This is a genomic window from Faecalibacterium sp. I4-3-84, from assembly GCF_023347255.1.
GTDB lineage: Bacteria > Bacillota > Clostridia > Oscillospirales > Ruminococcaceae > Faecalibacterium > Faecalibacterium taiwanense.
Genome location: NZ_CP094466.1, coordinates 1,066,389 through 1,087,265 on the forward strand (window position 1 = coordinate 1,066,389; position 20,877 = coordinate 1,087,265).

The 20,877-nt window shown below is 51.3% G+C and carries 20 protein-coding genes and 1 pseudogene; 13 read left to right on the forward strand and 8 right to left on the reverse strand.

Features of this window, described 5'->3' with window-relative positions; all coding sequences use genetic code 11:
• Positions 1-48 precede the first annotated feature (48 nt).
• Together MTP41_RS05300 and MTP41_RS05305 are read right to left on the reverse strand one after the other, a co-directional pair.
• Complete coding sequence (locus MTP41_RS05300; RefSeq protein ID WP_097776428.1) at positions 49-612, reverse strand: chromate transporter; 564 nt, start codon at positions 610-612, stop codon at positions 49-51.
• Positions 609-1,196, reverse strand: a complete 588-nt coding sequence (locus tag MTP41_RS05305; RefSeq protein ID WP_005941143.1) for a chromate transporter — start codon at positions 1,194-1,196, stop codon at positions 609-611. The genes MTP41_RS05300 and MTP41_RS05305 overlap by 4 nt, the downstream gene beginning before the upstream one ends.
• 146 nt (positions 1,197-1,342) lie before the next feature.
• Here MTP41_RS05305 and MTP41_RS05310 point away from each other — a divergent pair, with 146 nt between their 5' ends.
• The gene (locus MTP41_RS05310; RefSeq protein WP_249236365.1) at positions 1,343-2,452 is read left to right on the forward strand and encodes an anaerobic sulfatase maturase; all 1,110 of its coding nucleotides are present in this window, start codon (positions 1,343-1,345) and stop codon (positions 2,450-2,452) included.
• Between the two features lie 41 nt (positions 2,453-2,493).
• Here MTP41_RS05310 and MTP41_RS05315 read toward each other — a convergent pair whose 3' ends face one another.
• The 5 genes from MTP41_RS05315 to MTP41_RS05335 all read right to left on the reverse strand — a co-directional run bounded on the left by MTP41_RS05315 (position 2,494) and on the right by MTP41_RS05335 (position 8,091).
• Positions 2,494-3,612, reverse strand: coding sequence for a GntR family transcriptional regulator (locus MTP41_RS05315; RefSeq protein ID WP_118529301.1), 1,119 nt, complete (start codon positions 3,610-3,612; stop codon positions 2,494-2,496).
• A gap of 16 nt (positions 3,613-3,628) precedes the next feature.
• Positions 3,629-4,984, reverse strand: coding sequence for a sulfatase-like hydrolase/transferase (locus MTP41_RS05320; RefSeq protein ID WP_117535515.1), 1,356 nt, complete (start codon positions 4,982-4,984; stop codon positions 3,629-3,631).
• 14 nt (positions 4,985-4,998) lie between these two features.
• Entirely contained in the window at positions 4,999-6,507 is a 1,509-nt protein-coding gene (locus tag MTP41_RS05325) for a tripartite tricarboxylate transporter permease (protein WP_118529302.1), read from the reverse strand.
• An 11-nt stretch (positions 6,508-6,518) separates the two neighbouring features.
• Positions 6,519-7,034, reverse strand: coding sequence for a tripartite tricarboxylate transporter TctB family protein (locus MTP41_RS05330; RefSeq protein WP_249236366.1), 516 nt, complete (start codon positions 7,032-7,034; stop codon positions 6,519-6,521).
• 88 nt (positions 7,035-7,122) lie between these two features.
• Entirely contained in the window at positions 7,123-8,091 is a 969-nt protein-coding gene (locus tag MTP41_RS05335; protein WP_005941123.1) for a tripartite tricarboxylate transporter substrate-binding protein, read from the reverse strand.
• A 1,060-nt stretch (positions 8,092-9,151) separates the two neighbouring features.
• On the opposite strand from MTP41_RS05335, the pseudogene MTP41_RS15635 reads away from it, so the two are divergent.
• The 7 genes and pseudogenes from MTP41_RS15635 to MTP41_RS05365 all read left to right on the forward strand — a co-directional run.
• A pseudogene (locus MTP41_RS15635) lies at positions 9,152-9,223 on the forward strand (plasmid mobilization protein); the annotation flags it as partial.
• A 115-nt stretch (positions 9,224-9,338) separates the two neighbouring features.
• Positions 9,339-9,665 carry a PadR family transcriptional regulator gene (locus MTP41_RS05340; protein ID WP_249236367.1) on the forward strand — a complete coding sequence of 109 codons (327 nt, stop codon included), beginning with the start codon at positions 9,339-9,341 and terminating at the stop codon, positions 9,663-9,665.
• Complete coding sequence (locus MTP41_RS05345) at positions 9,658-10,245, forward strand: DUF2812 domain-containing protein (protein ID WP_249236368.1); 588 nt, start codon at positions 9,658-9,660, stop codon at positions 10,243-10,245. The genes MTP41_RS05340 and MTP41_RS05345 overlap by 8 nt, the downstream gene beginning before the upstream one ends.
• A 344-nt stretch (positions 10,246-10,589) precedes the next feature.
• Positions 10,590-11,465 carry a hypothetical protein gene (locus tag MTP41_RS05350; RefSeq protein WP_249236369.1) on the forward strand — a complete coding sequence of 292 codons (876 nt, stop codon included), beginning with the start codon at positions 10,590-10,592 and terminating at the stop codon, positions 11,463-11,465.
• 136 nt (positions 11,466-11,601) lie between these two features.
• Entirely contained in the window at positions 11,602-11,991 is a 390-nt protein-coding gene (locus tag MTP41_RS05355; protein WP_249236370.1) for a transposase, read from the forward strand.
• Positions 11,992-12,164: 173 nt separating this feature from the next.
• Entirely contained in the window at positions 12,165-12,620 is a 456-nt protein-coding gene (locus MTP41_RS05360) for a MarR family winged helix-turn-helix transcriptional regulator (protein ID WP_055190626.1), read from the forward strand.
• Positions 12,607-13,953: an MATE family efflux transporter gene (locus tag MTP41_RS05365; protein WP_249236371.1), complete on the forward strand. Its 1,347-nt coding sequence runs from the start codon at positions 12,607-12,609 to the stop codon at positions 13,951-13,953. The genes MTP41_RS05360 and MTP41_RS05365 overlap by 14 nt, the downstream gene beginning before the upstream one ends.
• Positions 13,954-14,116: 163 nt before the next feature.
• Here the strand turns inward: MTP41_RS05365 and MTP41_RS05370 are convergent, their stop codons facing one another.
• On the reverse strand, positions 14,117-14,383 hold the full coding sequence (locus MTP41_RS05370; RefSeq protein ID WP_097778407.1) for a DUF6061 family protein: 267 nt from the start codon (positions 14,381-14,383) through the stop codon (positions 14,117-14,119).
• A 416-nt stretch (positions 14,384-14,799) separates the two neighbouring features.
• Between MTP41_RS05370 and MTP41_RS05375 the strand changes: the two genes are divergently transcribed.
• The 5 genes from MTP41_RS05375 to tet(W) all read left to right on the forward strand — a co-directional run bounded on the left by MTP41_RS05375 (position 14,800) and on the right by tet(W) (position 20,853).
• Positions 14,800-15,714 carry a DUF6017 domain-containing protein gene (locus MTP41_RS05375; RefSeq protein WP_242889605.1) on the forward strand — a complete coding sequence of 305 codons (915 nt, stop codon included), beginning with the start codon at positions 14,800-14,802 and terminating at the stop codon, positions 15,712-15,714.
• A gap of 100 nt (positions 15,715-15,814) precedes the next feature.
• Positions 15,815-16,285 carry a PcfB family protein gene (locus MTP41_RS05380; protein WP_249236372.1) on the forward strand — a complete coding sequence of 157 codons (471 nt, stop codon included), beginning with the start codon at positions 15,815-15,817 and terminating at the stop codon, positions 16,283-16,285.
• Positions 16,282-18,090 (forward strand): VirD4-like conjugal transfer protein, CD1115 family, encoded by a 1,809-nt coding sequence (locus tag MTP41_RS05385; protein WP_217285417.1) that lies wholly within the window; start codon positions 16,282-16,284, stop codon positions 18,088-18,090. Before MTP41_RS05380 ends, MTP41_RS05385 begins: the two co-directional genes overlap by 4 nt.
• A gap of 62 nt (positions 18,091-18,152) precedes the next feature.
• Positions 18,153-18,293, forward strand: coding sequence for a Maff2 family mobile element protein (locus tag MTP41_RS05390; protein ID WP_044960906.1), 141 nt, complete (start codon positions 18,153-18,155; stop codon positions 18,291-18,293).
• Positions 18,294-18,933: 640 nt separating this feature from the next.
• Positions 18,934-20,853, forward strand: coding sequence for a tetracycline resistance ribosomal protection protein Tet(W) (tet(W), locus tag MTP41_RS05395; protein ID WP_002586627.1), 1,920 nt, complete (start codon positions 18,934-18,936; stop codon positions 20,851-20,853).
• Positions 20,854-20,877 lie beyond the last annotated feature (24 nt).

The following is a 20,877-nucleotide window of genomic DNA, read 5'->3' on the forward strand; positions in this document are numbered from 1 at the left end:
AGCCCAATGATTTATTTTCATGATTCCAACAGACAAATTGTCTTAAGATTATATTCCGAGCAAAATGTGAAGTCCAAGCCCGGCCACGCCGCACAGGCACATGGTCAGGATGGGATTCCACTTGAGCTTCCGTAGGACAAAAAATGCCGATGCAAAACTGCCGATGCCGATCCAGTCTACGTTGGCGAGCGTCTTTGCACTCTCTCCGAACACCACCATAGACAGTATAGAAAGACCTGCACCAAAGATAAGCGCTACAATGACCGGACGCAGGCAGGTCAGAACACTTTGCAGCAGAGAAATATCCTTGTATTTACGATAGATGTAGGATAGAAGTGAAACAAAGAACAGCGCCGGTGTAATGCAACCTAGTGTTGCAATGATGGCTCCGGGTACCTGCGCGATACGCAAACCAACAAAAGTTGCCGAGTTGACCGCAATGGGACCAGGGGTCATTTCTGCAATCGTGATGAGGTCAGTAAACTCCTGCATCGTCAGCCAGCCATGTTGTTCCACCACTTGGCTCTGGATCAGCGGCATGGCCGCATAGCCGCCGCCTACGCTGAACATACCCACCTGCAAAAAGCTGAGAAAAAGCTGTAAGTAGATCATTTTGCACCACCTTTTTTCCACTGGACCAGAGCCAGCACCACGCCGAATACTGCAGCGGCAAGGATGACCACCACCACATTGACATCAAACACCGTATTTGCGACAAACGCTGCGACCATCAGGGCAATATACACCCATGAGCGGGTCTTCAGCACCTTGCCGCCGAGGTCGAATACAACATCCAGAATGACCGCCGCCACACCAGCCTGCATTCCCTTGAGTAACAACGCGATATAGCGATTGGTGGCAAAAGCATTGTAGAACACAGAAATGACTGAAAGAATGACCATAGGTGGGATGATGGTGCCCAACACTGCCACGATCATTCCAATCAAGCCTTCTACCTGCCAGCCTACCAGAATTGCAGCATTGACCGCGATTGCGCCCGGAGAGGACTGCGCCAACGCTGTCATATCCAGCATTTCCTGTTCATCGATCCAGTGCAGCTCATCTACAAATTTTTTCTTCATAAAGGTCACGATGACAAAGCCGCCGCCGAAGGTAAAGCTGCTAATGTACAGCGTACTCAAAAACAGCTTCCAAAGCCGTGCTAACCGTGTACCGTATGTTTTATTTTCATCCATACAAGTTTTCTTCTCCTTTTTTGATTTTCGGACAACTATATTTGTTTTCTTACTATTTCAAACAGCTTTTAACTGTTACTGCTTGCGAAAGCCCGTATTTTCCGGTATCCTTGTTTTAAGAACTGCGAAGCACGGAGGGAATCTCTATGAAACATAATACATTTCTCGTCAAGCCAGCGTCCAGCCTGTGCAATCTGCGTTGCCGGTACTGCTTTTATGACGATGTTTCCAACAGCCGAGCCTGCAAAAATATGGGACTGCTTTCCCATGAAATGGCAGGAGAACTGGTTGAAAAGGCTTTTGCAACCACAGAGGAAGGCGGCAGCGTCCATTTTCTGTTTCAGGGCGGCGAACCGACTCTTGCTGGGTTGGATTTCTTCCGGTTCTTTCTGGAAACGGAGCGTTCCATGCAGCGCAATATCTCTGTGTTCCACAGCATCCAGACCAATGGCATTTGTCTGGATGAAGAGTGGGCTTCCTTTTTCAAAGCCAACTCTTTCCTCGTAGGCCTCTCTCTGGACGGCACACAGGAGAACCATGATCTCTATCGGCTGGACGCAGCTGGGCAGGGCACATGGGATAAAGTAACTCATGCGCTTGCGCTGCTGGATGCCTACAGGGTCGAAACGAATCTGCTCTGTGTTGTGACCGGACAGCTGGCCAGAAAGCCGCAGCGAGCCTTCAAAAGCCTCTGCGAGTTGGGACAGCACAATCTGCAATTCATCCCATGTCTTGACCCACTTGATACGATTGGAGGGCAGGCATATTCTCTAACGCCGGAACTTTATGGTCGTTTTCTGTGCGGCGTCTTTGATACTTGGTATCAGCAGCTGCAACGAGGCAATTATATCAGTGTTCGCAATTTTGAGGACTATCTGCGTATCCTGCTGGGAATGCCGCCTACCTCCTGCGCTTCTTCCGGTTCCTGTGGACATTATCTTACCGTAGAAGGTGACGGAAGCCTTTATCCCTGTGACTTTTATGTTCTGGATGAGTGGAAGCTGGGAAATCTGAGCCACTGTACCGTTGAAGATGCGCTTGATTCTCCCACAAGCCAGACATTTCTGGCACAGGGCCGCAAACGCCCGGCGGAATGCGCAGCATGTGCTTATCAGCTGCTCTGTCGGGGCGGATGCAAGCGAGATTGGGATTCCTCTGGAAGCAACCGCTTTTGCGCAGCGTATAAGCAGTTCTTTGCCTATGTGCTTCCGCGCCTGCATACTGCTACACATTTTCTGGCACAACAAAACCGATAAAGAGATTCTCCCGGAGAGCAGTACTGCCTCCGGGAGAATCTTTATTTTACCTTTTTGATCTTCCGGATGGAATGGCCATCGTAGAGGATGGGCTTCATGACATAAGTGTAGTTCCGGTCATCGCATTCGCCGGTGGAAATCATCTCCATAAGCCGCAGCGCAAGCTGACGTCCCATCTCGAAGCCTTGCTCCACGGAGCAGGTAACATCCTCCTGCCGATAAGTTTCTTCGGAATAATCAAAACAGACCAGCGAATAATCTTCGGGTACAGTCTTCCCCATTTTCTGCAGGGTTTTCATGACCAGCCGATAGATGATGTAGTTGCAGCAGACGATAGCGGTGCATTTAGGGATGCTCTTCAGAAATCTTTCAATGGAACGGACATAGCTTTCGTTGTGGGCTTCGTCCGAAATACACCACTTGATGTAATCATCGTTCAGTTCCAAACCACGATTTCGCATCGCTTCCGCCATGCCTTGAAACTTTTCTACGCTCTGGTAGTTGTCGTACACGAAGATGCCTGCAATGTGGCTGTGTCCGGCATCCATCAGGCGTCCTATCAGCTGATGGGCACATTCGATGTCATTGATCGTTACGCGGGGGCAGCGCAAGTTCCGATAGAAGTTGTTGTAGAATATCACCGGGATCTTACGTCGGTAAAGCTCCTTGTAGCAGTCAAGATTTGGGCTGAGGATGCTCGATTTGACACCATCCACGATGAAACCGTGAAAATTCTGATGTACCACAGTCTCCAGACAACGGCGTTCGTTGCAGAATTTGTTATCGGTCAGAAATACATGGAGGTCAACCTGCTCCTGCGTCAGAACACTGCGAACCCCTTCGATTAATCCCGAATTGGCACTTGTATCCTGTCCCTGCAGGACAAGGCCGATTTTATAAAGGGCATCATCTGTGTTCAAATCCCGCGTCATTACTTTTTCCCGGTGGAAATAAGTCCCACTTCCCTTGAGCTTGTACACGAGTCCTTCTGCTACCAACTGGTCGATGGCCACTCGTATCGTTTCTCGGCTGACACCCAGCTTCCGGCAGAGCGCATTTTCCGAAGGCAAACGCTGGTTCCCGGAAAATTTGTTTTCGTCAATATAAGCCAGAAGCCAGCGATAAACCTGATCGGATTTTTTCTCAACAGCCGAGAGCATGGGCAAGCGCTCCTTTTCAGTCGGTGATAGTGGGGCGGCTGCCTTCCGCGTGCTGAATCCAATTCAGCAGACGTTCACGAAGTTCCGCCTTGACCGCAGCATATGCAGGATCCGCGACCACATTGTTCAGCTGCCACGGGTCTTTCTGCATATCGTAAAGGAAGTCGTCTGCATAAACATCGGATGCCGCAGCCTCGCCGCCGTTGACGCCGGGTGCATAGACAGAATACATATAATCTGCAGTACGGATGCAGCGTCCGCAACGGCTTTCCGAAATCTGTGCATAGACCTCATTGACTCTATTATGGTTTTTCTTTTCCACAACGTCAAGCAGATTTTCACCGATCATCTTATCACCGACATCCACGCCTGCCAGAGCCAGCAGAGTTTTGGGAATGCTTTCGGTGCTGACCAGGTCGGTGATCTCCTTGCCACCCTTGAACGGGCCGCCACAGATGACCAGCGGCACATGCAGGCAACCGTCATGGCAGGAGCGCTTGTAATCATCATAGCCGTTCAGGTGCGCGTCACGGTTGCGGGTCTTGAAGTGAGAGCCATGGTCGGAAGCATAGAGGATAACTGTATTATCATACAGGCCTTTTTCTTTCAGCTTTGACACCAGCTTACCAAGGTTTTCATCAAGGCTGGCACACTGGCCCAGATAATCCGGGTACTCTTCCGCTGCGTTTCCACCCAGAGCCTTCAGATCTTCCGGCAGAACAAAATCTGCGAATCGCTGCTTGGAACCGTTGGGGCCTTCGTAGTGATTATGGTCGTTCTGATGGTGCGGCTCGATCTGCGACACGGTCATGAAGAAGGGCTTTTCGCCGGCATACTGGTCAAGATAGTCCAGCGCAAACTGGTTAATGCAGTCGGCACGGTAGCCCTTGAAATCGATGCGGTTGTTGTTCTCATCAAACACATAGCCATCGTAGCCGTGGGAGGTGAACTCCAGCACATCCGCAGCACGCCAGTAACCGGTATAGCCACCGCGCAGCTCCAGCGGAACAGCGGTGATGGTGTGGTCAACGGTGGGCTTTTTCTCCAGTTCACCGTCCGATGCCAGATGCCACTTGCCGATGTAGGCCGTCTCGTAGCCGGCATCCTTTTCCATGTACTCGCCCAGCGTCTTGATGTTGGAGGGCAGCATCAGATTATTGCGGAAGCAACCGGTCTCGGTGGGATATTTGCCGGTCTGGAACAGAGCACGGCAGGGGCCGCACACCGGCTGAGGCGAAAAGGCATTGTCAAACTTCACACCCTCTGCCGCCAGCTTGTCCAGATTAGGCGTGATATTCAGTGGCTGGCCGAAGCAGCCGCAGGTGTCCCAGCGCTGCTGGTCACTGAAATAGAAAATGATATTATATGCCATGGTTTTACCTTCCTTTACTGTTCTGCTTTGGTGTTCTTTGCTTCCTTCATCTTGCCGCGCAGAATGCCGAGAATGACCACCACGATCAGCGCAATGAAGATCCAGCAGTACACACTACTGACGAAAATTCTGGGGCTTCCATCCGAGATGAGCAGGGCGCGGCGGAAATTGGTCTCCGTCATATTGCCCAGCACCATGCCCAGCAGCACAGGGACAGCAGGCAGCTCCAGCTTGCGCATGAACCACGCCATCACGCCGAACACCAGCGCAACGCTCAGGTCGAAATAGCTGCTGTTCACCGAGTAAGCACCGGCAAAGCAGAAGATGACGATGATAGGGGTCAGGATCTGCTGGGGGATGGAGACGACCTTTGCAAACAGGCTGGTCAGGTACTTGCCCTGCAGGAACATGAAGATGTTCACAAGGATAAGACCCAGCATGATGGCGTACATGATCGCACCATCCGTGGTAAAGAGCGAGAGGCCGGGGTTCAGGCCGTTGATCATCAGAGCGGACAGCATAATGGCCACGCAGCCGTCGCCGGGGATGCCCAGCGTCAGCAGGGGGATGAGGGTCGCACCGCAGACAGCGTTGTTGGCCGACTCCGCCGCCGCAACGCCCTCCACAGAACCGTGGCCGAACTCTTCCGGGTGTTTGGACATATTCTTTGCAGTGTTGTAGGAGAACCAAGAGGCCTCCGATGCACCGGTGCCGGGCACGATGCCCACGCAAGAGCCGATGAGAGAGCCGATGAGCACCGGGCGGAGCATCCGCTTGTACTCATCCTTTGTAATCTTGCCGTCGTCGTTGCCGATCTTTCCGGCGCGGAGGTTCAGCTCGCTCCGCTTCAGCTCCGCCTTGCCGATGATCTCCACCAGTGCGAACAGGCCGATGAGGGTAACGGCAAGATCGAGGCCCAGATACAGGCGGTGGACGCCGAAGGTAAAGCGGTCATAGCTGGTCATGGGGTCTGCACCCACGCAGGAGATGAGCAGGCCGAGGCAAGCGGCGATGATGCCCTTGACGAGGCTCTTGCCCGAAACGCCTGCGATGATGGTCATGCCGAACAGGCAGACCATGAAGTACTCCGCCGTGCCCAGCTGTGCCGAAATTTTGGCCACCTGCGGGCCGAGGAAGAGCAGCACCAGTGCAGAGAAGATGCCACCGAAGGTGGAGGCATACAGCGCGATTTTAAGAGCCGCCTTGGTGCGGCCCATCTTGGACAGTGGATGACCGTCCAGCATAGTAGCCGCCGCGTGGGGCGTGCCCGGGGTGTTGATGAGGATGGCCGACACCGAGCCGCCGTATCCACCCGCACAGTAGATACCCAGAAGGAACATCATGCCGGGAATGGCCTTCATGGTGTAGGTAACAGGCAGAAACAGGATGATGCAGAGGATGACACTCAGGCCAGGAATGGCGGCAAATACGCAGCCGATGAAGACGCCGAGGTTGATCCATATGATATTTTCAAGGGTAAAAAGCAGCCCGGAGGCCGGGCCGATAAAATCAAACAAACCCATATTCTGCCTCCTCAGAAACTAACATTCAGCACGAAGTGGAACACGACCCAGATCAGCACCGCCATCGAGACGGTGATGGCATAGTAGAGGGGCTTCTTGCAGCGGAAAAACAGCAGGAAGGCCAGCGCGCAGAACACGGCACCCACCACGAACAGACCTGTGATCTCCGCCAGCAGATAGGTGACCACCAGAATGAGGACGATGACCAGAGCTTTTGCTTCCACCAGAAGATTCAGCGTCTTCGTTTTGACCGGACGGTGCATCACCATATTGTATACCTCCCGGCCCACCAGAAGGGCGCTCATGGCCAGCATGAGCCAGACCAGCATCGTCGGGAAGGCGCGGCCGTTCACAACGTCCTTTTCCGAAATCTGCACCTGCCGGGGCATGATGAGCAGCAGTACAATGCCGATGACCAGAAACAGAATGCCGCAGATCAAATCAACAGGGTACTCGATGTTCTTCTTCTCGAGCTTCGCGCCCCAGTCATCCAGTCTTGCTTCGATGCGTTCTATCAGATTTTTCACCTGTTTCCACTCCTTTTTAAATATAAAAGCAGGGGACGGTGTCATCCCCTTCCCCTGCTTCAGCTTTTTTCGCTATGAGGGCCTGTTATCAGCCCGCCACGATGTCCTTATACTGCTCGACGATGCTCTTGACGTTCTCAATGTGAGCCTTCACATCGTCCTCGGTCATGGTATCGACTTCCAGCAGCATGGTGTCGTTCAGCCACTCGACCATCTCATCATCGGCGAGGATCTTATCATACAGCTCTTTCAGCTCGGCAACCTTTGCGGCGTCAGTACCTTTGCGAGCCATGACGAAGCAGCGGTTGCGGAAGTAGGGGTAGCCCTTGGAGCCAACGCCCTCAACGCCTGCGAAGGGGCCGTTTTCGATGGCCTTGTCGTCGAATGCGCAGACCACGTCAACGCCGCCCTGCTGGTAGGTCTCGAGGATCTGGGACTGATGCGAGACTGCAAAGTTCGTCTCGCCCTTTGCCACAGCCTGTGCAGCCTCCGCAGCGGACTGGTACGGAGTCAGTTTCAGCTGGTCGCCGGCACCCATAGAGCCGAACAGAGCCGCTGCCAGGAAAGCCTCGGAGCCGGTAGCGCCGTTAACGGCCACGGATACGGGGTTGCCTGCCTTGACATAGGCCTCCAGATCGTCCAGATTCTTGAGGTTCAGTGAAGAATCAGCGGACAGGACGAAGACGGAGGAGTACAAGTTCTCCACGAACTCGAAATCGTCGTAGCTGAACTGCAGCTTGGCCGGATCCAGAGTCTCGGTAATGGCGAACAAACCCTCACCGGCGAAGACCAGTTCCTTATCATTTGCCTTAGTACTGGACACCCAAGTGTTGACAGTAGCAGCATCGCCCTTGACGGCTTCAGCAACCAGTGTGATTTTATTATCAGAATAATCAGGGGACTTGGCAGCAGCCTTTTGGCTGACCATCGCTGCTACACCAGACGGTGCCCACGGGCAGGTAACTTTCCAGCTCTCCTGTTTGCTTCCGCAGCCGGTAAGCATCGACAAAGCAAGGACACCGGCGGTGACCAACGCCGCAATACGCTTTTTCATCATTTTACTCTCCTTTTTTGTTTTGCCTTTTCGTGTGGTAGCAAGCACTTCACCGTGCTTTTGTTACCAACAAGATAACATTTCAAGCAATTTCAAGTCAACAAATTTTTTTATTTTACAAAAAAAGTTGTCTGGTAAAAGAGCTAAATGACCACATCTGTATTTTGATGCAGAAAACTTATTGTGCATATTGCACATCAGCTTGAATCATCTTTGTGCAGCTTAAATTCTTTCATGATATAAAGTGTATCATATTCATAATAGAAGTCTTACTATTGTCTCCATTCATAAATAATTTCTTCGGAATCATCTTGACGTACTCTACGAACCATGATATTCTCTATCACAAATCCCACTGAACTTGTAGATTGATTGCAAATCTTCTGCAAAAGTGGTTGGTTATCACCGTGAGACCCACCACTTCAGTGAGGAAAAATCCACGAAAGAAGCTACCGCCCCGCAACACACCCGATTCATTTTGCCGCCGATTCACCCGACAAAATCATCGCTGCGCTGCGTGGGCGGTATTTTTCTTTTTCAGGGAAGATTGCACCTTGAAAATTTCATGAGCCGACCGGACGTGATACCGACTTTTCGTCAACGCCGCTGCAAAACAGGGGCAGGAACTGCGTTCGGTGTGACCGATGACCCCATCATATGAGCAGAGCCCCGCTACTTATTTTTTGCGTCTTAACAATTCGGAAACATTTGTTGAAAATGCGTTTTGAGCGCAGCGGTAGAGGGCAAGAACCGTCCCGTGGCCACAAATTTTCAATTCTTGAAAATTTCCTGTCCATCCGGGACTTCACTTCTGCAATGCACCTGCATTTCCGAAGTGATCTTGTTGGGGTAGCGCTTGTTGGGGCAACGCCCCTCCATCTGCTGTCGCAGACCGCGCTGCCGCTTAAAAGCCCCACTGGGGCTTTCATTGCTGCGCTGCGCTACGCAAACGCGGTCCCACCCCAAACCCTGCTCATGGTTCGCACCTGACGGCGCGAACAGCAACGGCGTGTCGTGCTTTACATAACTTCACCGAGGAGTTATCGAACAGACAGGAGGTACAATGACCAAAACGAATGTTCAACCGACCCCTAGCAATTCCCAGCACCACGACACGCCGAACAACAAAACAAATAGAGAGCAGACCGTTCTTCTTTCACACACCCATTAAATAATTTTCATGAATCTGCTTGACGAATATTACGGTTAGTGATATATTTATTACAGTAACCGTAACAAGGAGGCAAACCATGCGCGATAATGCAAAAGGTGGTGCGCTTACAGAAGTCACCTTTTATATTTTGCTTTCTCTTTATACGCCAAAACACGGATACGCTGTTATGCAGTTTATTGAAGAAAAAACAGACGGACGGCTTTCCCTAGGCGCAGGCACTTTATATGGAGCATTAAACTCTTTGCAGGACAAGAAGTGGATTGAACCTTATGGCGATAGTGAGGGAAGAAAAAAAGAATACCACATTACAGCACAGGGAAAAGAAATTGCAGAAAAAGAGCTTGCAAGACTAACCGAACTTGTAAGCATTGCAAGTGAAATTATTGGAGTGCCTTATGAGTAAAAAATGTTATCGCTTCTTTGGTGGATTACTAAATGCACAGGCAAAATGGTTAAACAAAATGTCCGAAAAAGGCTATCGACTTGTCCGGACAGGGAGGGTGCTCTATGAATTTGAAGAATGCCGTCCTGATGAAGTGACCTATTGTGTAGAGTTTATCGGAGAAAAATCAAAAGAGAATGCAACGGACTACGCTGATTTTTTGAAGGATATGGGCTACAAGGTATTTTTCAAGAATATCAATCTAAACTATTCTGTCGGAAAAGTTCGATTGCGTCCATGGGCGGAAATGGGCGGTCGTATTGCAACAAACGCAACAACTTTTAACAGGGAACTATTGATTGTAGAAAAATCAAACGACGGAAAGCCTTTTGAACTTCATACTTCTTACGCCGACAAAGAAAAATACTACCGCAATTTGCGTAACCCATGGCTATTCCTGCTGCTCCTATTTGCACTGTTTGCCATTATCAAGCATTCTATTGTCTTGGGTATTTTTTCATTGGTTTCTGCAATTCCCAGCATTCTATACCAGCTCCAAATTATAAATGTCCGACAAAAAGCCAAAACGTGGGAACAATAAATAATAATCAAGAGGGCGACAACAGAAGCTGTCGCCCTCTTGATTATTATTTATAGAAATACCAAAAAGATTGCTCCGCAGCCTTTGAAGAACAGCACCGTGCAGAGCTGACAGGGTACCGGGCGGCAGCAGCTTATTTCAAGGCAAACAGCATCACAAAGCTGCCCAGCCCGAAGAAACTGGAAGCCGAGTATGCGCAGCTGGCATCCGAAAAGGCGAAGTTCTACGAGCAGTACAAGGAAACCAAGGAAGAACTGCTCAAACTGAAAACCGCAAAGCAGAATGTTGCGTCCTTTTTCCGGGAGGAAGAACCGGCGCAGCAGGAGAGATAAAGGAGTGTGCGTATGATCAATCTGAAAATTGACCCGGAGTTCCAGAATCAGATCCCGCCGCTGACGGACGATGAGTACAAGCAGCTTGAAGAAAATATCCTCAAAGAGGGCAAGCTGATTTCTCCTTTGATCGTTTGGGGTAACACCCTTGTTGATGGTCACAATCGTTATAAAATCGTTCAGGAGCATCCCGAAATCTCTTTCTCCACCATGCCGCTCCCCTTTGAAAGCCGGGAAGAAGTTCTCGCATGGATCTGCAAAAACCAGTTGGGGCGGCGCAACCTCACGCCGGAGCAGAAGAAGTTCCTTGTTGGAAAGCAGTACAGCATCGAGCATCGGAAGCCCGGTGGAAACGGCAACAATCAGTACACGACAGCCACGCAGGAAGCTGTTCAAGAGGAATTGTGTCAAAATGACACAATTCCTCCCACTGCTACGGAAAACAGCGTCCGTAAGCAGATTGCGGAGCAACACAATGTCAGCGAATCCTATGTTGCCCGTTCTGAAAAGTTCATGCGAGGCGTTCAAATCATGGATCAGATGATACCCGGTATGCAGGAGAAAATCTTGTCCGGGCAGTTCAAAGTCCGTGATGCCGATATGCACCGCCTTGCCAGAGCCGATTTTCCGAATCGCAAGCAGATCGTGCACGAGATTCTGCACCCGGAGGACCGCCCTGCTCCGCAGAAACGAATCTACGGAATCAACTATTCTGCACTGGAAGTCGCTGTCCGGCGGATTCAGCAGGACTTTGATTTTTTGATGAGATACTTGCCTAAGCTACCGGACGATTCCTACGCCAAAACTGAAACACTAAAAATCCTCAAGCAGCACAAGGCGTATATGGCACAGTTTGAAGAAATGCTGAACGAGAAAGAAATCGCATAACGACAGGCACTTGTAAGCCATCAACGAGCCACCAGCCGCAAGTGCAGGGCGGAAAGCATCCGCGCCCTTGCGCCTGATAAAAATTGGACTTTGATTTTCTCGCCCGGCTTTGCCACGGTGGGACGATCAAAGGAGCGTGCGTTTGAACAAAAAGAAAAAGTCCACAAACACTTCCCCTTATCCCGATGAAGTCATTGACCGTCTGGCACGGGCATTCTACCCGGCCATCCTTGCCTGCTGGAACAGCGAGGTAGGACAGCGGGAGTTTGCTGCATGGCAGGCGGAGCAGGCTCATCATGCCCCCAGCAAAGAAAAGCAGAGCGTTCCCGACGGGGAACGCCCTGTTGTACATATCGCTGTTATCTGTGGCTTTAATCGCAAGTTTTACAAGCAGAGCAATTCTCAACGACCTGTTTGCGATATGCAATTCACGGTTGTTGCCAACGAATCAAATCGTGAATTACGCTGGCAGGGTGCGTCCTATTCAGGGACGCACCCTGTTTTTGTTTTGTATTTGATCTTCTAATCCATGGTTCAGACTGTATTCGCTCAAACACCCTCTAGAATGGTATGCCGGAAGCAGATGCCTCAAAGCTGCCGACATCTCCGATTTTTCAAAAAGACTTGACATTCCCGGGTAGTTCTATATAATTATCAATGTTAATTACCTTCGATAATCGTTTGGAGAGGAATTTCATTATGACCATCGAACTGATCAAGCAGCTGCTGGATGCCTGCTATCTGGCAAAGCGGGCACGGGAGATGCTGCCTGCCCTGCCGGAGGGTGTGACATCCTCCTATATCCAGTGTCTGGATGTTATTCAGAAATTGCAGACCCGTGGCATCTGGCCGAAGATCTCTGATCTCAGCGATGCGCTGAATCTGCCCCGCCCCGGTGTGACCCGTACCGTAAAAGAGATGGAGCACAAAGGGTATCTGAGAAAACAGGTGTCCGCTGAAGATGGCCGCGTGACCTATCTGTTCCTCACCGAGAGCGGGCAAGCGCTTTCCCAGAAGTACAATACGGACTACTTCTCGCAACTGCTCCCGTATCTGGACGGCATTTCCGAGGAGGATGCAGCGTGCACCATCCAAACGCTGGAAAAATTCTATGCTATTATGTGCGAAAGGAAAGATTCTCTTGAAAAACGATAAGACCGATTTTACCCAAGGCCGCATTTTGCCAAAGCTCGCCTTTTTCATGCTGCCCATTCTGGGTGCGCTGGTGCTGCAGGCCGCTTACGGCGCAGTAGATCTTCTGGTAGTGGGGCGCTTTGGCTCCACTTCAGGCTTGTCTGCGGTTTCCACCGGTAGTCAGGTACTCAACCTCGTCACCTTTGTTGTCACCCAGCTTGCCATGGGCGTCACAGTGCTCATTGCCCGCTATCTGGGCGAAAAACGACCGCAGTACATCGGGCAAGTCATTGGCGGGGCAGCTATTGTGTTCACCCTTCTGGCAGCTGCACTGTTCGTGGTGCTGGTGTTTTTTGCACGGTTTATTGCCAGTCTGATGCAGGCTCCTGCCGAAGCCCTGGACCTGACCGCCAGCTATGTGCGCATTTGCGGCAGCGGCATCTTCTTTATTGTAGCCTATAATATGCTCTCGGCTCTTTTCCGCGGTCTGGGCGACAGCCGCTCTCCGCTGATCTTTGTGCTGGTGGCGTGCATTGTGAATGTTATTGGCGATCTGGTGCTGGTGGCTGGTTTTCATCTGGATGCTGCCGGTGCCGCCATTGCTACGGTAGCAGCACAAGCCGTCAGCGTAATCTGTGCAATCGCAATGCTGCTGAAGAAGGAGCTGCCCTTCAAAATCCATCGCTCTGATTTCAAGCCGAACCCCCAGTGCAAAAAATTTCTGGGCATCGGTCTGCCGCTGGCTTTGCAGGAGTTTTTGACCCAGCTTTCCTTTCTGGCGCTCTGCGCCTTCGTCAACCGGTTGGGGCTGGAGGCATCTTCCGGCTACGGTGTGGCGTGCAAGATCGTTAATTTTGCCATGCTGATCCCCAGTTCTCTGATGCAGTCCATGGCATCCTTTGTGTCCCAGAACGTGGGTGCTGGCAATAAAAAACGCGCCGAGCAGTCCATGCTCACCGGCATTGGCATCGGTCTGGTGTTCGGCTGCGTCGTATTTGCACTGGTGTGGTGCAAGGGTGACGTTCTCTCCGGTCTGTTTACGGCAGATGCCGCGGTTATTGCCAACGGCTACGCCTACCTCAAGGGCTTTGCGCCCGAGACCATCGCCACTGCCATCCTGTTCAGCATGGTAGGTTACTTCAATGGCAACGACAAAACCCTCTGGGTCATGGTACAGGGGCTGGTGCAGACTCTGCTGGTGCGTCTCCCCATGGCGTATATTATGAGTATCCAGCCCAACGCCAGCCTGACGATGATCGGTCTGTCCGCACCCACCTCCACCGCAGTGGGCATCTTATTAAACATCTGCTTTTTCCTCTGGCTTAAACGATACGAAAATCAAACGTCTGCATAAGTTTTGAAGGCTGGAGGCCTGCCGATGGTTGTTACCACCTATAAACATGATACGGTCGTGCTTGAAATTTCAAATTCAATCATGAGTCGATAATAGCAAACAAGCCCACAGGATAGACCGCATAAAAATACGGCAGACCTGTGGGCTTGTTCCTTATATCGAGTTAATCTCTAAACGATAAATCCTCTGATCCATGACCTCCGACCACATTCTTCAAATATTCCTCCGGGTTACCATTCAGAATCAAATCCGCGTAGCTCAGCGGATCATTGTAGATGAGGTAATCCAACTCCGACCTCTGCGCCATGGTCACATCCAACGCATCCTCGACCCCGGTGCAGTCGATGGAAATTTTTCTTCCATCCCGGAGCAGCAGCTCCACGCAGCCGGTGTCCATGTTGAATTTGCAGGTTCTTTCATCGTACTTCATACTCGTGTCCTTTCTACCTTACGGCACCTTTACAGTTGTGACCTTCGTGATACGGTCTTTCTTTTGATAAGGTTTCGGACACACGGCCGTCAGGGAAGAGCCTGAATTTTCATTTCCGAAGAAAACAAAAAATCCGAACCCTTCTCCTATCGAGAAAAGGTTCGGATTTTCATGGTTTGGTGCGAGTAGTGATACAGAACTTTTCAAAAACCATCGTAGTACAATTCGTTTTCAAGGTCATCGGATAGCAACTTGCTTGTATCGCACCCCGATGGGTAGCTGTGTTTGAAATCCAGTTGCCTTTTATATACCACACAACCTAAAAATTATCAAGTACGCGCAGCGTTCACTTCTCCCATCACCGGGAGCAAATGAACGCTGCTTTTTTGTTTACAACGAAAGGAGGCATCCGTGAAATGGCAGTTTTTCGTGTAGAAAAGAACAGCGGCTACACGGTCATGTCGAACCATCACCTGCGGAACCGAGCCTTGTCCCTGAAAGCCAAAGGCTTACTCTCCCAAATGCTCTCCCTGCCGGAAGATTGGGACTACACCCTGCAAGGGCTAGCCCGTATCAACCGGGAAAGCATTGACGCGATACGGCAGGCCATCCGGGAACTGGAACAGGCGGGCTACATCCAGCGTTCCAGAGAACGGGACGAGAAAGGGCGGCTGCGTGGTGCAGACTATGTGATTTTCGAGCTGCCGCAGCCCGTTCCTGCATCGGTTTCACCTACATTGGAAAATCCAACGTTGGAGAATCCCACGCAGGAAAACCCTACGTTGGAAAATCCAATGCAATTAAATAAAGATAAACTAATTACAGAAAAACAAAAGAAAGAGGGATTAAATACCGATTCCATTCCTATCCATTCCCCAAACCCCTTGCCTTTGGACGAGGACGAGGCAGCGGCACCGCCGCCGGAACGGACAGGAAGCCGAAAGGAAACGGCCTATCAAATCTACCGGGACCTGATTTTGGAGAACATCGAGTATGACACCCTCATCCAGAATCCCCGGATAGACCGGGAACAGCTGGACGAGATCGTGGACATCCTGCTGGAAACGGTCTGCACTTCCCGCAAGTCCATCCGGGTGGCCGGGGACGATTACCCGGCAGAGTTGGTCAAGGCCAAGTTCCTGAAACTGGACAGCCATCACATCGAGTTCGTCATGGACTGCCTGCGGGACAACACCACCAAAGTCCGCAACATCAAGCAATACCTGCGGGCCATGCTGTTCAACGCCCCCAGCACCATCAACAGCTACTATGCGTCCCTTGTGGCGCACGATATGGCGCAGCCCGATTGGGGCCGCCCGCCCAACACCTGACCGAAAGGAGTACCCATCCATGAGAACACTTTACCTGCGGCGGCTGGTGGTTCCACCCTAGCTGCCGCTCTGAATTTTCTGCAACAAGGAGGGATTCATCTTGCAGGAAGAAGTCACCCAGAAAACTATTGCCCTGTCCATGAAAACGGGCAAGCTCACCGCCCAAGCGTTGCAAGCTGCCCTGAAAAAATATTTGCAGCACCGGGCCAAGGGGCCAAAGCTGCACCACGGCAAGCAAAGCCTGAAACAGCTGAAAGCCCACGGCGCGGCCCTGACCAACATTGAAGTCACGGAGGCGAACATCGGGACGTTCAAGCCCTGCGCCAAGAAGTACGGCGTGGACTTCACCTTACGCAAGGACAAGACCACCCAGCCGCCCCACTACATCGTGATCTTCAAGGCCAAGGATGCGGATAATCTGGAACAGGCGTTCCGGGAGTTCACGGCCAAAACGCTCACTAAGGAGCAGCGGCCCTCCATCCGCAAGGTGCTGACCGCAGCCAAGCAGAAAGCGGCCCAGCAGCCGAAACGCGCCAAAGAAAAAATCAAGCAAAGGGGGCTGGAACGATGAAGCCTGAATGGAAAAAGCTGCTGGTGCTGAATCTACCGTATCTGCTGTTCGTGTACCTGTTCGCCAAATGCGGGCAGGCGTACCGTCTGGCGGCGGGCGTGGATGCTTCGGCAAAGCTGCTCCACCTGACGAACGGCATCTCTGTCGCCTTTGCAAGCCCGCTGCCCAGCCTGCATCTGTTTGACCTGTGCGTGGGCGTTGCCGGGGCGGTGGCTGTCCGGCTCATCGTGTACAGCAAGGGCAAGAACGCCAAGAAGTACCGCAAGGGCGAGGAATACGGTTCTGCCCGGTGGGGCACCGCTAAAGACATTGCCCCGTACATCGACCTCAAGTTTGAAAACAACATCCTGCTGACCCAGACCGAACGCCTGACCATGACTGGGCGGCCCAAAGACCCCAAAACAGCCCGGAATAAAAATGTGCTTGTGATCGGCGGCTCCGGCAGCGGCAAGACCCGCTTCTATGTGAAGCCCAACCTCATGCAATGTTTCCCCACTTCCGACTATCCCACCTCATTCGTGGTCACAGACCCAAAAGGCACACTGGTTCTGGAAACGGGCCAAATGTTCCAGCGGGCAGGCTACCGGGTGAAAATCCTGAACACGATAAACTTTTCCAAGTCCATGAAGTACAACCCCTTTGTCTACATCCACTCGGAAAAAGACGTGCTGAAGCTAGTGAATACCCTTATCGCTAACACCAAAGGCGAGGGTGAAAAATCAGCAGAAGATTTTTGGGTGAAGTCGGAACGGCTGTTCTACACCGCACTCATTGGCTACATCTGGTACGAGGCCCCGGCAGAGGAAATGAACTTCACCACCCTGCTGGAAATGATAAACGCCAGTGAAGCCCGCGAGGATGACCCGGACTTTCAAAGCCCGGTGGACCTCATGTTTGAACGGCTGGAACAGAAAGACCCGGACCACTTCGCCGTCCGGCAGTACAAAAAGTTTTTGCTGTCGGCCGGCAAGACCCGTTCCTCCATCCTGATAAGCTGTGGTGCCCGTTTAGCCCCATTTGACATCCGGGAGGTGCGGGAGCTGATGGAGGACGATGAAATGGAACTGGACACCATCGGGGATGAAAAGACGGTATTGTTCCTGATTATGAGCGACACGGACACCACCTTCAACTTCATTCTTGCCATGCTTCAAAGCCAGCTTATCAACCTGCTGTGTGACCGTGCGGATGATAAATACGGTGGCCGACTGCCTGTCCATGTACGGCTGATTCTGGACGAGTTCGCCAACATTGGGCAGATTCCCAACTTCGACAAGCTGATCGCCACCATCCGCAGCCGGGAAATCTCGGCATCCATCATTTTGCAGAGCCAGTCGCAGCTAAAAGCCATCTACAAGGATGCGGCCGAAATCATTTCGGACAACTGCGATTCTGTTCTCTTTTTGAGTGGGCGGGGTAAGAATGCCAAAGAGATCTCCGATGCGCTGGGGAAAGAGACCATCGACAGTTTCAACACCAGCGAGAACCGGGGTTCTCAAACCTCCCACGGACTGAACTATCAAAAATTAGGAAAGGCGTTGATGTCAGAGGACGAAATCGCAATCATGGACGGCGGCAGGTGCATTTTGCAGCTGCGGGGCGTGAGGCCGTTCTTCTCGGAGAAGTTCGACATTACAAAGCACCCGCACTACAAGTACCTTGCGGACGCGGACAAAAAGAATACCTTTGAGGTGGACAGGTTCTTATCCACCCTGCGCCGGAAACGGCAGCAGGTAGTCGCACAGGACGAAAGTTTTGACCTGTACGAAATCGACCTGTCGGATGAAGATGCAGCCGCCGAATGAGGCGGCATTTTTTGAAAAAATTTTTGAGTGCCGCAGAACAAGCGGCAGAAAGTGAGGACCTTATGGAATTTTTCAACAGCGCAGTTGATACTTTGCAGACGATTGTGGTCGGTCTGGGCGGTGCCCTGTGTGTCTGGGGTGGCATCAACCTGTTGGAGGGCTATGGACAGGATAACCCCGGCAGCAATGCTCATGTACGGTAAGGAAGCAAGCAACCGAAAACAAGAGATAGACCGCCAGCACTACACTATTCCGAACCAAAGACCAAAAGATAAGCATTGTGGGAAAATCTAAACTTTTGGATTTTCCTACAATGCCAACTACGGCGGAATCCCTCCCACTCCTTATATCTTTCTGTATACATTGAATTTGTATTTAGTAAAATGCAGACAACACCACGGATCGGCTTTTGGTTGGACAATTCCAACCAAACACCACAGCAGACAGCAGAAAACATTCTGAACGCTAGGAAGCCGGTATGATTGTTACATATAAGGGGAAGAAAAATTTCTTTTAGGTACTTGCTTTCCTAAAACTGATGTGATACAATGATTTAATCCAGAAAAGGAGTAAAAAATATGCGGCAAGGTATTCTTAAATAAAACTATAATCAAATAGTGGGAACAAAGGATTATGATAGCTCCTTTTGTAGGGGCTTAGTTTTTTGTACCCAATTTAAGAATACTTTTGCCTTATCAATTTTGACATATCCCCAAAAACAGCAATCACAAACAGGTGTATGCTGTATATGTGTATGTCCGCAACTTATAATCCCCAGTGGTAAAAGTATTTTACTGCTGGGGATTTTTATGCCCTTTGGGGCTGTAAAGGGAGGACAATCACATGAAAATAATCAATATTGGAATTCTTGCCCATGTAGACGCTGGAAAGACGACCTTGACGGAGAGCCTGCTATATGCCAGCGGAGCCATTTCAGAACCGGGGAGCGTCGAAAAAGGGACAACGAGGACGGACACCATGTTTTTGGAGCGGCAGCGTGGGATTACCATTCAAGCGGCAGTCACTTCCTTCCAGTGGCACAGATGTAAAGTTAACATTGTGGATACGCCCGGCCACATGGATTTTTTGGCGGAGGTGTACCGCTCTTTGGCTGTTTTAGATGGGGCCATCTTGGTGATCTCCGCTAAAGATGGCGTGCAGGCCCAGACCCGTATTCTGTTCCATGCCCTGCGGAAAATGAACATTCCCACCGTTATCTTTATCAACAAGATCGACCAGGCTGGCGTTGATTTGCAGAGCGTGGTTCAGTCTGTTCGGGATAAGCTCTCCGCCGATATTATCATCAAGCAGACGGTGTCGCTGTCCCCGGAAATAGTCCTGGAGGAAAATACCGACATAGAAGCATGGGATGCGGTCATCGAAAATAACGATGAATTATTGGAAAAGTATATCGCAGGAGAACCAATCAGCCGGGAAAAACTTGCGCGGGAGGAACAGCAGCGGGTTCAAGACGCCTCCCTGTTCCCAGTCTATCATGGCAGCGCCAAAAATGGCCTTGGCATTCAACCGTTGATGGATGCGGTGACAGGGCTGTTCCAACCGATTGGGGAACAGGGGGGCGCCGCCCTATGCGGCAGCGTTTTCAAGGTTGAGTACACCGATTGCGGCCAGCGGCGTGTCTATCTACGGTTATACAGCGGAACGCTGCGCCTGCGGGATACGGTGGCCCTGGCCGGGAGAGAAAAGCTGAAAATCACAGAGATGCGTATTCCATCCAAAGGGGAAATTGTTCGGACAGACACCGCTTATCAGGGTGAAATTGTTATCCTTCCCAGCGACAGCGTGAGGTTAAACGATGTATTAGGGGACCAAACCCGGCTCCCTCGTAAAAGGTGGCGCGAGGACCCCCTCCCCATGCTGCGGACGACGATTGCGCCGAAAACGGCAGCGCAAAGAGAACGGCTGCTGGACGCTCTTACGCAACTTGCGGATACTGACCCGCTTTTGCGTTGCGAAGTGGATTCCATCACCCATGAGATCATTCTTTCTTTTTTGGGCCGGGTGCAGTTGGAGGTTGTTTCCGCTTTGCTGTCGGAAAAATACAAGCTTGAAACAGTGGTAAAGGAACCCTCCGTCATTTATATGGAGCGGCCGCTCAAAGCAGCCAGCCACACCATCCATATCGAGGTGCCGCCCAACCCGTTTTGGGCATCCATAGGACTGTCTGTTACACCACTCTCGCTTGGCTCCGGTGTACAATACGAGAGCCGGGTTTCGCTGGGATACTTGAACCAGAGTTTTCAAAACGCTGTCAGGGATGGTATCCGTTACGGGCTGGAGCAGGGCTTGTTCGGCTGGAACGTAACGGACTGTAAGATTTGCTTTGAATACGGGCTTTATTACAGTCCGGTCAGCACGCCGGCGGACTTCCGCTCATTGGCCCCGATTGTATTGGAACAGGCATTGAAGGAATCGGGGACGCAGCTGCTGGAACCTTATCTCTCCTTCATCCTCTATGCGCCCCAGGAATACCTTTCCAGGGCTTATCATGATGCACCGAAATACTGTGCCACCATCGAAACGGCCCAGGTAAAAAAGGATGAAGTTGTCTTTACTGGCGAGATTCCCGCCCGCTGTATACAGGCATACCGTACTGATCTGGCCTTTTACACCAACGGGCGGAGCGTATGCCTTACAGAGCTGAAAGGATATCAGGCCGCTGTCGGTCAGCCGGTCATCCAGCCCCGCCGTCCAAACAGCCGCCTGGACAAGGTGCGCCATATGTTTCAGAAGGTAATGTAAAGATACATAATCGTCAAGACGGCA